Source organism: Chloracidobacterium sp. (assembly GCA_016711345.1).
Lineage (GTDB): Bacteria > Acidobacteriota > Blastocatellia > Pyrinomonadales > Pyrinomonadaceae > OLB17.
In genome coordinates, this window is record JADJTD010000009.1 from 18,703 (window position 1) to 32,808 (window position 14,106).

General features: G+C 53.9%; 17 protein-coding genes. 11 read left to right on the forward strand and 6 right to left on the reverse strand.

Translation table 11 applies throughout. From position 1 onward, the window contains the following. Positions 1–11: 11 nt before the first annotated feature. Positions 12–467 (forward strand): hypothetical protein, encoded by a 456-nt coding sequence (locus IPL32_19680; GenBank protein ID MBK8468041.1) that lies wholly within the window; start codon positions 12–14, stop codon positions 465–467. A gap of 130 nt (positions 468–597) precedes the next feature. Beyond that, positions 598–1,134, forward strand: a complete 537-nt coding sequence (locus IPL32_19685; GenBank protein ID MBK8468042.1) for a hypothetical protein — start codon at positions 598–600, stop codon at positions 1,132–1,134. A gap of 698 nt (positions 1,135–1,832) precedes the next feature. On the opposite strand, the gene IPL32_19690 is transcribed toward IPL32_19685, so the two are convergent. Continuing rightward, the gene (locus IPL32_19690; GenBank protein MBK8468043.1) at positions 1,833–2,042 is read right to left on the reverse strand and encodes a hypothetical protein; all 210 of its coding nucleotides are present in this window, start codon (positions 2,040–2,042) and stop codon (positions 1,833–1,835) included. Between the two features lie 16 nt (positions 2,043–2,058). Further along, positions 2,059–2,970, reverse strand: a complete 912-nt coding sequence (locus IPL32_19695; GenBank protein MBK8468044.1) for a tyrosine-type recombinase/integrase — start codon at positions 2,968–2,970, stop codon at positions 2,059–2,061. Positions 2,971–3,153: 183 nt separating this feature from the next. Between IPL32_19695 and IPL32_19700 the strand changes: the two genes are divergently transcribed. Next, entirely contained in the window at positions 3,154–3,399 is a 246-nt protein-coding gene (locus tag IPL32_19700) for a hypothetical protein (GenBank protein MBK8468045.1), read from the forward strand. On the opposite strand, the gene IPL32_19705 is transcribed toward IPL32_19700, so the two are convergent. Further along, positions 3,396–3,908: a MerR family transcriptional regulator gene (locus IPL32_19705; protein ID MBK8468046.1), complete on the reverse strand. Its 513-nt coding sequence runs from the start codon at positions 3,906–3,908 to the stop codon at positions 3,396–3,398. The genes IPL32_19700 and IPL32_19705 overlap by 4 nt on opposite strands. Before the next feature lie 700 nt (positions 3,909–4,608). On the opposite strand from IPL32_19705, the gene IPL32_19710 reads away from it, so the two are divergent. The 7 genes from IPL32_19710 (at position 4,609) to IPL32_19740 (ending at position 9,230) form a co-directional block, all read left to right on the forward strand. Continuing rightward, positions 4,609–4,809, forward strand: a complete 201-nt coding sequence (locus IPL32_19710; GenBank protein MBK8468047.1) for a hypothetical protein — start codon at positions 4,609–4,611, stop codon at positions 4,807–4,809. Next, positions 4,810–4,995: a hypothetical protein gene (locus IPL32_19715; protein ID MBK8468048.1), complete on the forward strand. Its 186-nt coding sequence runs from the start codon at positions 4,810–4,812 to the stop codon at positions 4,993–4,995. It begins immediately after the preceding gene. Positions 4,996–5,003: 8 nt separating this feature from the next. Further along, positions 5,004–5,225 (forward strand): hypothetical protein, encoded by a 222-nt coding sequence (locus IPL32_19720; protein MBK8468049.1) that lies wholly within the window; start codon positions 5,004–5,006, stop codon positions 5,223–5,225. A 159-nt stretch (positions 5,226–5,384) separates the two neighbouring features. Next, positions 5,385–6,920 carry a hypothetical protein gene (locus IPL32_19725; GenBank protein MBK8468050.1) on the forward strand — a complete coding sequence of 512 codons (1,536 nt, stop codon included), beginning with the start codon at positions 5,385–5,387 and terminating at the stop codon, positions 6,918–6,920. Next, entirely contained in the window at positions 6,920–7,066 is a 147-nt protein-coding gene (locus IPL32_19730; protein ID MBK8468051.1) for a hypothetical protein, read from the forward strand. Before IPL32_19725 ends, IPL32_19730 begins: the two co-directional genes overlap by 1 nt. Positions 7,067–8,642: 1,576 nt before the next feature. After that, a complete protein-coding gene (locus IPL32_19735) occupies positions 8,643–8,849 on the forward strand; it encodes a hypothetical protein (GenBank protein ID MBK8468052.1) in 207 nt (68 codons plus the stop codon). Positions 8,850–8,996: 147 nt separating this feature from the next. Next, positions 8,997–9,230, forward strand: a complete 234-nt coding sequence (locus IPL32_19740) for a hypothetical protein (protein MBK8468053.1) — start codon at positions 8,997–8,999, stop codon at positions 9,228–9,230. A 730-nt stretch (positions 9,231–9,960) separates the two neighbouring features. Here the strand turns inward: IPL32_19740 and IPL32_19745 are convergent. The 3 genes from IPL32_19745 to IPL32_19755 all read right to left on the reverse strand — a co-directional run bounded on the left by IPL32_19745 (position 9,961) and on the right by IPL32_19755 (position 12,580). Further along, positions 9,961–10,146, reverse strand: coding sequence for a hypothetical protein (locus tag IPL32_19745; GenBank protein ID MBK8468054.1), 186 nt, complete (start codon positions 10,144–10,146; stop codon positions 9,961–9,963). A gap of 267 nt (positions 10,147–10,413) precedes the next feature. Continuing rightward, positions 10,414–10,569 carry a hypothetical protein gene (locus tag IPL32_19750; protein MBK8468055.1) on the reverse strand — a complete coding sequence of 52 codons (156 nt, stop codon included), beginning with the start codon at positions 10,567–10,569 and terminating at the stop codon, positions 10,414–10,416. Between the two features lie 1,750 nt (positions 10,570–12,319). After that, a complete protein-coding gene (locus tag IPL32_19755) occupies positions 12,320–12,580 on the reverse strand; it encodes a hypothetical protein (protein ID MBK8468056.1) in 261 nt (86 codons plus the stop codon). Between the two features lie 580 nt (positions 12,581–13,160). Here IPL32_19755 and IPL32_19760 point away from each other — a divergent pair. Beyond that, the gene (locus tag IPL32_19760) at positions 13,161–13,379 is read left to right on the forward strand and encodes a hypothetical protein (GenBank protein MBK8468057.1); all 219 of its coding nucleotides are present in this window, start codon (positions 13,161–13,163) and stop codon (positions 13,377–13,379) included. Positions 13,380–14,106: the final 727 nt, after the last annotated feature.

A 14,106-nucleotide genomic window follows, 5' to 3' on the forward strand; every position in this document is an offset into this window, starting at 1 on the left:
CAGGAGAGAGTATGTCATTGAAGGCAGTGCAACAACAGTACAACGAAGCCCTTGCAAAACTACAGGAGTTAGATCGGGCTATTTCCGAAGCGGTAGCCGCCAATAGCCAAGTCGGCTACATCGTTGATGAGAGCCAGATCCGTTTTCAGCGCCGCCGGCACGCTGAGGTAGTTGATATGCATCGACGGACGCTGCAGGATCATCTCAACCGAAAAGATGAACTGGAAGGCCAGATCGAAAAACTGCGGGCTGAGCTGAAACGGTGGCAGCCTAACATGCCTGAACGATTGCTGCAAGTGGACAGCGACATTGCAGCAATCCATGCGACCCTTGGGCGGTACTACCCGTTTTTAGTGGAACAACTGAGAAGCGCCGCTATCCACGTCAGTGGCGTTTTGCAGCACTATCGCGGCCTGTGTGACCGCTTAGCCGACTGCGAAAAATCATTGCAGCAACTTCTAGCGTAGTGAGTGTTGAAACTGGCTTGCAGAAACCGGCCTATTTTCAATGAAACAAGGTAGGTCGGTATGTTTCTATGTTTTTGCGATTTTATGCAAATGGTGACCTTCCTATTGATTCAGGCAAAAGGGGTGCTGTATGAAGTATCTAGCCGCGCTTTTCCTGCTGATGGCCCTGGCCGCCGGCTGTGGTGGGAATGAAATAGACGCAAGCGAGATGAGTTCCCTTGTGTCTACCACAGATGACGCGAACGGCATGGTGTTTTACTTTGATAATCGCTCGCAGTCGCTCCAGGGCACCTACTTCTATCCATACATAGCGCAACGGGGCGATGACTTTTGGCTAAGGCTAAAAATCATCTATCGGCCTGACACGCTCGTCTTTATTGAAAAGTACGTTGTGACCACGCCGGATCGCACTTTCACCATAGAGCCGAATCTTGACCGGCTTGGCGAAACGGTAGAGGTAGACTGGATTGATGGAAAGTCGGTCGAGAAATTTGACGGCTTTGTTGCTGACAAGGATCTGGAGATGCTTAGAGCCGTGGCCACGTCGCCGGCAACGGAGGTCCGCTTTGTTGGGTCACAGGGCGAAGGCAGCGTTACCCTGACTGAAACGGAGCGTAAGATCGTGGCATCGATCTTGGCAGCCTATGAGACGATGATCGAGCAGTAACAACACTACACTACAGTTGTATGATTAAAGTCTGATTTTGTACAACAAAACCATCATACAACTGTAGTGTAGTGTTGTGTATCTATAAATAAGAAGAGGTGATCGACATGTCGATCACCTCTTCTTATTCCTCATTCGATTTTATCAAGGCTGGCTACATATTCCTGCAAACTACCTTTATACAGCAGGCGTCCTTTGTGCTTGAGTGACAACCCGTCACGCTCGTACCATCGTTCATACAGGTACTGCTGTGAACTGTTACCACGCACTGATAAGCGATCCTCGAAGTAATGGCCAGCGCCAAAAGCTTTTCCTCTGGACTGGCTTCCTTCGCAAAGGGCGCTATGTCGGTCAACTCCTGCTGTAGCGCTGCAATCTCATCCCGGTTTAGGTCTGCGAGTAATTCACGAATCTTATTGAGTTTACTTTTCATTGTGCCTGTCCCCTGTTTGCAATCGGTCTATGTGTGTCTATTGTATCATATTTACACACACACTACTTGACGATTGCTCTACGATGTGTGTGTAGATTCACTAAAAAAGACACACAATCAGGGCAAAAAGAAACCGGCTGAAGCGTTCCCCCGAAGCGACCGAAGCCGCACGCAACAAGCCGGTTATGTGGATTATAACGCAGTGTGGGTAGGTAGACAAAGCGACATTTGGCGTAGCTGACGTTACAGGATCTCTGTAAGGGTGTTACAATTCGGCGCCTGACTGTCGCTTTTCGCTTTGATCTAGCAAGCCGGCAAGGAAGGCGCGTTCCACTTCCAGCGCCATCAGATAGCCGTCGTTGGTGGCTGCCCTGGTTGCGTCGATAGGTGTTTCCTCCTGCACTCGCTTAATCTCTGCTTCGACACTGCGACGCCGGCCACGTAGTTGGGTGATCAATTCGTTCTTACTGAGCATGGTTATATCCCTCCTGTTAGATGCGTAAGCCCAAGGCATCACACGGAGCGCTACTCAAATCTTGTTGCACCCCAATATACCGTTCGGTTGTCTGCACGCTGCTATGTCCTAAGGATAGTTGAATCTGTTCAATGGGTGCATTGCCCTTGTGCGCCAGCTTGGCAAAGGTTCTTCGCAAGTCATGCGGTCGCACGTCTACACCGATCAGCGCGGCGTAGTCTTTCACCACGTCAAAGATTGCTTGTGCTGTCATGCCCTGGGCGGTGATGTGATCGCCACGACGCACCGACCGAAACAGAACGCCATCGGCAACACCGGCCGCCAACAGGTAAGCATCAATCGCGTACTTGCACCACGCCGGCATAGGCACCGACCGCGTCTTACTGCGCTTGCCTACCAGGTCAACAATCACCCAACGCCCCTCGCGCTGCTGAATGTTGCCGACAGCTAACCCGGTGCATTCCTCACGACGCAACCCACAACCCAACAGAACGGCCAGTATCGCACGATCGCGTAGACCCTTGACCGTCGCCACATTGGGCAGCCCTAACAACTGTTGCGCCTGTTCCTTAGTCAACCAGTTCCCTAACCGCTTGCCCTCTTTGCGCACGCCCTCTACACGCCCGACCGCCTGGGCCGCACTGTGGTCAATCACGCCATTGTCAGCCAGTTCAACGGCCAGCTTCCTGATCGCCGTCAACCGCTGGTTAATACTGGATGCACTGACGCCGGCATCACGCAGCGCAGTGACATGGGCTTGCACCGTCGCCTTGCTAAACCCTGCCTGGCCGGTTGTGCTATGCCATGCGATGAAGTCAGTTAGCGCCCGACTGTAAGCGCGCTTGGTGTGGTCGCTGGTCACGGCATTGCATACCAGGTTGATGATAGGCTGGATCGTGTTGGTGGTGATCGTCGCTAATTCCGTCATGGTTCTACACTCCTTTTACCTTTTGATAAGTACTAATATCATAACCTATTATACACCTTTATGGATATAAGTCAATAGGCAAAGTGGCCGCTATGGTGCGTTATCCTATTGATTTCGGGGTGCAATAGTGCTATCATGTAACCGTCAATAGTGATAGTGATTTTAGTTTTAGGATGGTGATTTGTGGAAGAGATGACAAGATTGTCGGTTCATGTTCCGGCTGATGTTCCGGGCAAGTTGGTAGAGTTGGCGGGCGGTATCAAGAAGATGGGGAGCTACCTCACTACGTTCATTCGCAATGCTCACGCCGGGCAGGTGGAAGTGGGCGCGCCGGGTGACATTGAGTTATTGACCGCGGGCTTTAAGCACCTGTCGGCAAAGGTCAAAGAGTTAGAGGCGCGGCTCCAACAGGTAGAGGAAGGGCGCTAAGGCAGCAGCCACAACACACCGACCACGATCAACGCCAGCACCAGCCCGACCAACACGCCCACGGCAAAGAGCGTAACGCGCCCGGTTGCGGCTTGTGCTTGGCTATCCTGCTGGGCCTGTAGCGAATCCATGCGGGCCTGTAGTGCGCCCACGGACTGCAAGACAGTAGCGTATAGCTCAACCGGTTGTGGCCCTTCTACGGCTTTTACAGGGGGTGTAGGCTGCAATGCTGCTGTAGGTTGCACGTCAATGTAGGGCGGTTGTAGTGCAGTTACATCCTCAGTTTGTAGCGCCGACTTTATGTCGTCTGTCGTCATGCCCTGGGCGCGCAGATCCTTGACCCGTTGCAGTATGGCTATATCCTGGGCGGTGAGCTTGCGCTCTGTACCTGTCGGCGGCCTGGCCCCTTCGCTTAGGTTGTCGGCAAAGTCACGGCACCAATTTCGCAGGGAAGAAACCGAGACGCCCACCAAGGCAGCCGCGGCAGTGGGTGTGTAGTGTGGTTGCATGGTGTGGCCCCTTCTAACAGCCCCTACAGGGTACAGGTTCCCTATACTATGTAGTGTAGTTTGATGCCTTCATTGTAATTGCAGTGCAGTTGTAGCCCCACCCAACAAGCAATATTTGCGTATTGACATGGCCTACACTATCATGATACAATTGCAGTTATGGAAATGCAAATCAAGTGAGGACAGGATAAGATGACTGAAAGAAAGTTAGTCACCGCAGAAGTAGCGCCACGTATAGGATTGACCCGCAACTACTTGACGACCTACCTACATAGGTACCCGGAGTTACGGCCAGCCGAGCGCTTACCGAATGGCGATTATCTTTGGAGCAATGCGGAGATTCAAGCGGTGATTGACCGCAGATCGAAGCGGCAGTACAGGCGCAAAGAGCGCACGCAGTAACCTTGTATGTAACCGGGTGAGTAAGTGCAGTGAACACCTACTCACCCGTAACCATAACTCGCTGAACAGACCAGCGGGCTAGGCTATAAGCAATTATACCAGCCCATCAGCGAGAAACTATTTTCGTTGGTGTGGCTGTTTTTATTTACAGCCTCACCTATCTACAAGTGAGGTGTTGAATGTCCACAGTTTTTGTCCTCTGTACTTTATCGTTGATCGTGAGCGCCGCCCATCTATGGCAAGTCACAGCCGGCAGCCGAGCCACACACCGCGCCATGGCGCGCAAGGTGGTGCAGCTATGACCTTTCCAACCTGGGATAGTGAGGGGCAAAAGGCAATCAATAGCCTGCCAACGTGGGGCAAGATGTTTGCCAGTGCTGATCAGGAAATAGCGTTCAAGCTCAAGCTGGCCAGTGTGCTGGCAAGTGGCTGGGCCTTGGGTAAGACAACGCAGGAATGCGAATCAGAAGCGCGCCGACGCCTGGCAGAGGGGGAATAGATGAGCAACGAATTTACGCCACTGATGCCACCGGCCAAGCCAGAGCGCGCGACGGCTGAGCAGGACTTTGCCGACTATTGTCTCTACCTGGAAGGGCGCATGAACTGGGAACAGCGCTTCGCAAAGTTCATGCCCAAGCGCGGGCCGGACAGTTTAGAAGCCTACGTAATGACCAACGGGCTATAGGAGGATATATGTTTCAAGGCAATGAGAACAGCTACACCAACAACAGCGGCAACAGTTACACCTATGTAACCAATCATATCAGCGTAGCGGATTCATTCAACACGACGCACAGTCACAACGGCCACGGGCGCGGCGGGATGTGCGGCATCCTGGCTATTGTGCTGGGCCTGGGGATCCCTGTCGCCTTCCTGTGGTTTATCATCTCTGTTTTGTCGGAGGTGCTTCGATGATTACGCAACAACTATTGAAGCATGGCGGGCAGGCTGTGGAGCGCTTTGGCTTAAAGGTTGTGGCGCTTGTGGTGATGGGTTGCTGTTTGTTTCCTGTGATCGTATCGGGGCTTTGTTGCTGTGGCCTGTTGCTGGCCCTGGCAGATTGGCGGTGATGCTATGGCGATTGTAGAGCGGGGCTTTAAGTGGGCGCTTATCGGCATTGTGGGCGCTATGGTAATAGTCGGCATGGCAGGCAGCGCACTGGCCGCCATCGGGGGCATGATGGGCAATCCCGCGATCATCTTGGTTGTGCTGGTCGTCTTTGCCGGATGCGTCATTGTGCTGATTGTGCCCGGCATTGTGGGCGGCCTGTGGCTGCTGCGCTGGTGGCGAATGGCGGCGATTACCGAGCGGCGTGCATCGGAGTTCGTTGCGCCAGATGAGGCGGGCCGGCTGCCCGTTCCGGCCTCACTGCTGCGTCAACCCGAATTCGCACACCGGGCCATTGACAGCCACCAAGCCAGCTACTTGGCTAATCTCTCTACGTTCCACTACAGCCCGGAGAGCAACCAGAACATTACCGGCGCCGATGGGCAAACGATGACGGCGGCGGCCACAACCACACCGTCAACCTTCTGGCAACTGTACCAGGCTGGCCAGCTTCCCGGCAAAGGATTCTTGATGGGCTATAGCCTGGATGAAGATGGGCAGGAAGTCACCGCCGACTGGAGAGAGTTGTATAGCAGTTTGGTTGGTGGTAAGAGTGGCGCCGGCAAAAGCACCCTGATTCGGTCCATTCTCGCACAATCAGCCTTGCAGGGTGGCCGGTTTGTGGTGGTGGATCCGCACTACGCCAGCGGGGAAGAAAGCTTAGGAGCGAGCCTGGCACCCCTGCGTAGCCTCATGCTGTGCGATGTGGCCAGCGAAGAAAAGCAGATTGTCGATGCGCTGCGCTACATCGGCCAGATCGGACAACGCCGGTTGGCTGGGCAGGACAAAGAACGCTGGCCGCTAATCTTGGTTGTAGATGAGACTACAGCATTGTTCCAGCGTTCCAACGTGGCCGGCGTTCTTTGTGATGTGTTAGGCCAAATCAGCCAGGAGACGCGCAAAGTGGGTGTCTACGCGATGTGCATCGGCCAGAACTTTGACGGCCGAGTGATGGATACCACGGTGCGTAATTCGTTCGTGAGCATGATCAGTATGCGAGCGCGGCGCGACGTGGCGCGGGTGCAGTCGGGTAATACTGAGTTTGGCCGGATGGCCGAAACGCTTACAATCGGCCAATGCGTATGGATGGCGCCGAGCGGCGAAATGCATAGGTTGGCGGTCCCAAATTGCACAGCCGGGGATCTGGAACTGGTTGCACGTAGTTTCGAGGGTAAAAACGTGTATGTTGCCGACAATGCCCAATTACCAGTGGTAGAAGCCCCTTCGTTTGCCCCTTCGTTTGCCCCTTCGACGGCTATCGAAACCGGGCAGCAAGACGGCATCCGAAGTGGCAGCAAGACGGCATCCGAAGTGGCATCCGAAGTGGCAGACATGGCACGCGCCGAGCGGGTAATCTCCTTGTTTATTGCAGGCGAATCAATCACAAAGATTGTCAAGGATGTCTATGGTGTGGCCGGCGGCGACAAGTATACGCGGGCCGCAAATGAGGTAAACGAGATCCTTCGTTCGCATATGTTGAGTTTGAAAGGCAGGGTAAATTGATGGACGACAGACCAAATGTGCAAGTGATCTTCACGCAGGCGCCCAGCAAGGGGCCGGGCCTATTGACCGTGATTGTAGAGTTGATCGCCTTCTTTCTCATGCTGGCTATTGCCTGCCTGCTAGCTGGCCTGACGGGAAGATGGTAGCAGAGCGAGGAAGCCGGCGCGGTGCGTGAGCAGCTTGATGCTGCTATCACCAGCCGGTCGCAAGGGATGATCAACCGGTCAACCGCCAGCCTCTACAGCCAAAATTAATATACGAAGGATGTGGCCTGCAATCATACAGGCCACATCTATTTTTAGTCACTTTTATATTATAACTTATGTTATAACACATGTTGTAACATAAAGTAACATATTTTTCAGTGAATGTTGCAAAACCCGATCCCGAAATTTGGACTTACGTATACACGATGATAAAATAGAGTTTAAGCGAAAACCTATGCAAGGAGGAGCAGACTATGAAAGCAAATTGTGGAAATCGGAGTGAAAAAACGGGGTACTTCCCTGTCCGTCTACCGCATGATCTGCGTGCAGATTTGGATCGTGCGGCTAAGTTGACCGGACAACCACGCTCGCAAATCCTGTTTGCTGCTGCGCGTGGCCATTTGGCCGAATTGCTCAAAAATACACCTGGTACAACTCAGGTTGCGCTAGAGAGTTAGCGTATAAAAACGAAACGCCCTTGCTTGCAACAGCAGGGCGTTTCTAAATCGTCATTTTTCTCAGAAATATACATCGGTAATTATGACATATGTTATATAATAACACAAATTTCGATAATTTCGCGAAACGCCAGCCGGATGGCCAGCGTTCCACGGATCTGGAGGAGGGCATCCCTCTCCCCATTTTACCACACCTCAGGGCGATACGAAAATTTCGCATAACAACCAAGCAAAAAGATCGTTCGATCTTGATGACCTATTGGTCAGGCTTGAGCGCAAGCTACCCGGCCTGCATAGCATCCCTACCGCTACTCTGCTGGGCCTGTCCTGGTCCGTAACGACGGCGCCCGCGGTCAAGCCCTGGCAGCCGGGTGCAACCGAGCCGGGGCGCGTCGATGCCATCCGCGATCTGTACGGCCACCTGGCCACCTTCGCCCAAAGCGCCCTATGGAATACACCCACGCCTATAAATATTTACAGTCAGTACGGCGCCTGCCTGTCGCTGCGATTGAGCGCGCTGGGTTGGGCTATCTTGACGCCGGCCTCTATCGTCAATGGTACGCCGGCCTTGACGCTGGGCAGCGGGCTGCAGCGGAATGAGCTGGCCTGCCGGCGGCACATCATAACTGGCTGACTGGTCACGGCGCCATGTTTGCGGGTGGTCATCAAGGGAAGATTGTCTTCCCCACTTAGATGACGCCGGCGCCGTGGTCGATCACGACGCGGTCAATCTCTCCCGCGATACAGCGGGTGGTAAGCCAGTGCGCTACACGTCGCCACGCAGGGCCGTGGTTGATCGTGAATCAACTTACCTTATGGCGCTCATTTGTTACCGTCGGTTGGGCCGGTGGTGCTCACAGAAGGCGAGTTCAAAGCGATTGCAGCCAATCTTCTGGCTAAGGTGGGTTGTCTGGGCTTGCGTGGTGTAGAGGATTGGCACGATAGTTATGTAGATTTGTTACGTGGTCGCCTGTGATTCTGGCCTTTGATAATGACCGGGCGGGCGCCCTGGCTGATGTCAAAATGGGCGCCGGTTGGTAGCGCACGGTATCGACGCCATGATCTTACTGCCCGGATTACTGGGCAAGCATAAGGGAATTGATGATTTTATCATTGCCGAGGGCGGCGCTAAGTTTGCCGAGCTGGTGACGGCGGGCAATCTGCTGGCCCTGTCTGAGTATGAACGCCCCTATCATGGGCGGCCACGAACGATCAAACCGTGGCTGTTGTTCTGCCCAATCACGCCACCATTGACGAAAAGATAGCCGACGGCACGCTGACCGGCTTCCGGCACGTCTACGGCCATACGCCAGAAATGTGCCAACAGAGTGACGCGGCCAATGCCCAATCTGCAAGGGCTATAGCCCTGGTCAACCGCTTTGGCCCGGATTGCCCGGCTGCGGCCTGGTGTCATGACGCCGGCTATAAAGCACAGTTTAAGCAGCGGGAAAAACTGCGCTTATGTTCATGCACATCTGCACAGCAACTATCCAGAGAATGAAGATATTGTCATTGCTGATGAGTTGACCCATAAGACCTTTGTGGACAGTATGCGGGTGTTGCTGGGGGATCTGGCCAGTGCGATAGAGCAAGGGGGAATGCCGGCGGCCACTGTGGGCTTGCTGCGTGGTCTGATGCAGATGTGACGGCGCCGGGCCTGTCTGATGGGCTGGCCTGACCTTCTACGCTGTGCCAGAACGCTATTTTCCGGGCCTGCGCGACGTTGACGCCCGGGGTGATGGTTCCCATGTGCAAGGGGCGCTGTTTGACTGCCACAGCCCACGTCAATGGCGCCGGCGCAGTTGCCGACTTACCCCAACAATTTGGACAGAAGTTGATCGGCCTATTGTCTGGAAGATGTGCGGCGCCTGAACGCTGGGCAGCCGGTAACGGGCTGCGGCGCTTTGTTTCGCTCACCAGTCGCCAAGTGGCTGGAATTGACCTATAGCCGTGGTCATTTGCCGGCCTGGTATGAAACCAACGACCTACAATCATCTTGAATGCCACAGCCGACGCCGATCTGATGGCCGATCTATGTGGCCCATTACAGGTTGTGGCGCCACAGGTGGCGATTGCTAGTGGTAATGAGATCACAGATGTGACCTACAACAACGCCAAAAGCGCCATGCCTGGGCAAAGGTGACGGGCGCGACGCTCGCCGGGCGGCCCGGCTTGACGCCATCCGGCGCCACATTGCGTTTCCTCCATGCCGGCGGGGAAAGCGATACCACGATCATTGTCGCGGCGCATTGGCGCCCATAATTGAGGTGGCGTTCCCAGCGGCTAAGGTGGCTTATTATCATGCCCTGGAAGGGCGTAACGATCTGCAAAGCGGCTTGACCATTCGGGCCAGTGCGGTCCCCATCGATACCGGCGCTATTCAGCGAAGCGGCGGCGCTCTATCCTGGCATTGACACCACCTTGACCCGGCGGGCCGTGGGCTATGAAGCCGAGAATGCTGGCGGGGAGCTGCTGATGGTTGAGCAGATCGACGGCGCCGATTACCGAGTCGGCGCCCTCATTGCCCAGCATAGAGACGCGGCCGCCGTGCAAGCGGTCCATCGTTCGCATTATCCGTCAATCCGGGCGGCGGGTGGTTGAGATGTTCAGCCGGCAATCCTGGGCCTGCGACCGTCCCAGCTCGTGACCGACCGACCGACCGCAGAAAGCAAACAGGCGGCAAAGCGGGCGGCCACGATGGAGACGCTTTTGGCGGTGGCGGCTGACCTGGGTGAGCGACATGGGCGGGTTTGTGGCTGATTTGTTGGCGGCCGGCGCCGATGTGTCGATCAATACGGCAAAGAAGTATTTAGGGACATCTGCGCGGCGCTAGGGTTGAACCGGATCATCCTGCCGGCGCTGCAAAGCCTCGCCAATGGCGCCGTCGTCAAGCGGGAAATTGCCCTTGTTATCGAGCCCGGCATCGTCAAAAGCATCAAGATGCACGTGGATCACGACCGTAATAATAGAGATAGAATAACGCACGTGATCCACGTGCATCTTGCAAATTCCCACCATCTACTTGGGTAATCGACATTGATTCCATGCTGGCCAGCTTGACGCCGGCACCTGCTGAACGGCCAGACAATGACCCACCTAAGCGCTGGGGCGCTGACCGACGCCGGGACTTTGAAAAGTTGAGTTATTCCGGGCCAAAGGTGGCAGCCCGGAGAAGCAGCAGGCGGCCAGAGGGATAATCTTCACCTGAACGCCGCAAGTGACGATCAATCCATGTATGCGCTGGGCAGCCTACGAAATGGGTATAGAGCGATTAATCGAATGGGCGGTGGTCAATGGGTAAGGACACTTTCCAGGCAACCTTTACGAGCCACCTAAGCGCCAGATCACCTCAACAACGAGCCTAGCGAGTGTCCACCACTGTGGTAAGCAATGCCCACTGCGGCGCCGTCGGGCCATGCTGCGCAGAGCCTCGTGCCGGCGCTACGTGCCCCACAACCCGTCGAGCGGGCAGTGGCGGTTGATGGTCGGTTGCGGCCAGCCGCACCTCGCCAACAAAAGCCCATAAGAGGAGCGTGAAAGGCCCATTTTCTTCGTCGTTTTTCGTCAAATCACACCGAAATTCGATACAATTACTATTCGTAGTAGTGTTGCGTAGGTGGTATGGCTGAAAAACTGAGAAAAAAAAGTGTTTTGCACAGGTGTTGGCGAGCTGATCTAATCTATGCTGTTGTGCGTCAAGCACGCTTGACATTCATTTTAATGCAGTTATGACAGAGAAAGACGCCGCCGGCTGAGTTTTTAGACGAATTTTTGACGGCGCTCGTGACAATCAGAGCGTGATCGTGCCGCAACGCAAAGCGCCAGCAAGGCACCGTGGACGGTGGCACGCATAGCCATAGGCTGACCTGTCATCTGTTGAAAATAATATTTTATTGCGCCGGGTGCGCGGATCTTCTTGAGATCCGCACCTTTTTATTTTACGGACTGGAGAATGGATGTTACCAGCACTGCAAGGTGAAAGAGGATCGGTGGCCCCATGACAGCAAACCTGTGGGACTGGCAGCCGGGACACTGATACGTCCTACTTCATCTTTCAAACCTACTACCTACCCATGCAGCCCAACGAGCGCATCGCTGGCCGATGCCTACCGAAATTATCGTCTGTCAAAAGGATTATCAAAGACGACGCCGTCCGGCACACCCATCAACGCCCCCAGGCGCCTGGAAGAACTGGAGCGAAGGCCGCACCTCGAAGGGGCCGCAAGCCATCCGGCACCGTGTTTGAAAAACCTAGGCAGGCCAGCATGCCCGCGCCTATGACACCTACCTAAGCGAGCAGGCGCAAGGCAGAAGAAGAGCCAGGAAGCAACGCCAACTCCAGATACGGCAGAAGGAATGGGACGCCGAGGAGCTTTGGGAACGCTCTACAGATGAGGCGGGCGCCGGTGTTTCCGTCAAACTGTGACAGATGTTTTGGCGGAAGATGGAAAGACAATCAACCGTACCATCATCATAGAGCTCGGCTGATGGAAAGAAGCAGACGTAGCGCGCACAGTGGAAGAGGCCAGCCGGTTGGCGCGCAAGTCTGCCGGAGATGGATCAAGAGAAGGTGAGTATAGGCGACTGGCGGCAAGAGTTAGCCTAAGCCGGCATCGATCCGACTTCTTTTACGGCCTGGGTGGCAGCCATCGCAGCGCAGGAAGCCGGTGTGACACAGCAGCAGGTATTGAGCTTGTTCGTTCAGCAGCGAAAATAAATAGACAGAGAGAGTATGTCATTGAAGGCAGTGCAACAACAGTACAACGAAGCCCTTGCAAAAACTAGAGAGCCAGATCGGGCTATTTCCGGAAGCGGTAGCCGCCAATAGCATGTCGGCTACATCGTTGATGAGAGCCAGATCCGTTTTCAGCGCCGCCGGCACGCTGAGGTAGTTGATATGCATCGACGGACGCCGCAGGATCATCTCAACCGAAAAGATGAACTGGAAGGCCGGATCGAAAACTGCGGGCTGAGCTGAACGGTGGCAGCCTAACATGCCTGAACGATTGCTGCAAGTGGACAGAGACATTGCAGCAATCCATGCGACCCCTTGGGCGGTACTACCCGTTTTTAGTGGAACAACCGAGAAGCGCCGCTATCCACGTCAGTGGCGTTTGCAGCACTATCGCGGCCTGTGTGACCGCTTTTTAGCCGACTGCGAAAAATCATTGCAGCAACTTTAGCGTAGTGAGTGTTGAACTGGCTTGCAGAAACGGCCCATTTTCAATGAAACAAGGTAGGTCGGTATGTTTCTATGTTTTTGATTTTATGCAAATGGTGACCTTCCTATTGATTCAGGCAAAAGGGGTGCTGTATGAAGCAGTCTAGGCCGCGCTTTTCCTGCTGATGGCCCTGGCCGCCGGCTGTGGATGAAATGAAATAGACGCAAGCGAGATGAGTTCCCTTGTGTCTACCACAGATGACGCGAACGGCATGGTGTTTTACTTTGATAATCGCCCTCGCAGTCGCTCCAGGGCACCTACTTATCCATACATAGCGCAACGGGGCGATGACTTTCGCCAAGGCTGTAATCATCATCTATCGGCCTGACACGCTCGTCTTTATTGAAAAGTACGTTGGGACCACGCCGGATCGGCACTTTCACCATAGAGCCGAATCTCGACCGGCTTGGCGAAACGGTAGAGGTAGACTGGATTGATGGAAAGTCGGTCGAGAAATCTCGACGGCTTTGTTGCCGACATGATCTGGAGACGCTTAGAGCCGTGACCACGTCGCCGGCAACGGAGGTCCGCTTTGTTGGGTCACAGGGCGAAGGCAGCGTTGATCCTGATTGAAACGGAGCGTAAGATCGTGGCACTGATCTGGCAGCCTATGAGACGATGATCGAGCAGTAACAAATACCACTACAGTCGTATGATTAAAGTCTGATTTTGTACAACAAAACCATCATACAAACTGTGTAGTGTTGTGTATCTATAACAAGAAGAGTGATCGACATGTCGATCACCTCTTCTTATTCCTCATTCGATTTTATCAAGGCTGGCTACATATTCGCAAACCTACCTTTATACAGCAGGCGTCCTTTGTGCTTGAGGACAACCCGTCACGCTCGTACCATCGTTCAGCAGGTACTTGCTGTGAACTGTTACCACGCACTGATAAGCGATCCTCGAAGTAATGGCCGTGCGCCAAAGCTTTTCCTCTGGACTGGCTTCCTTCGCAAAGGCGCTATGTCAGTCAACCCTGCTGTAGCGCTGCAATCTCATCCCGGGTTTAGGTCGCATGAGTAATTCATAAATCTTATTGAGTTTACTTTTCACGTGCCTAGTCCCCGTTTGCAACCAATTATGTCTATTGTAATGAGCATTTACACACACACTACTTGACGATTGTCTTTGACAGAAAAAAAAAAAAAAAAAAAAAAAAAAAAAAAAAAAAAAAAAAAAAAAAAATGTGTAGATCTGAACAAAAAGACACACAATCAGGGCAAAAGAAACCGGCTGAAGCGTTCCCTCGAAGGCGACTCGAAGCCGCACGCAACAAGCCGGTTATGTGGATTAT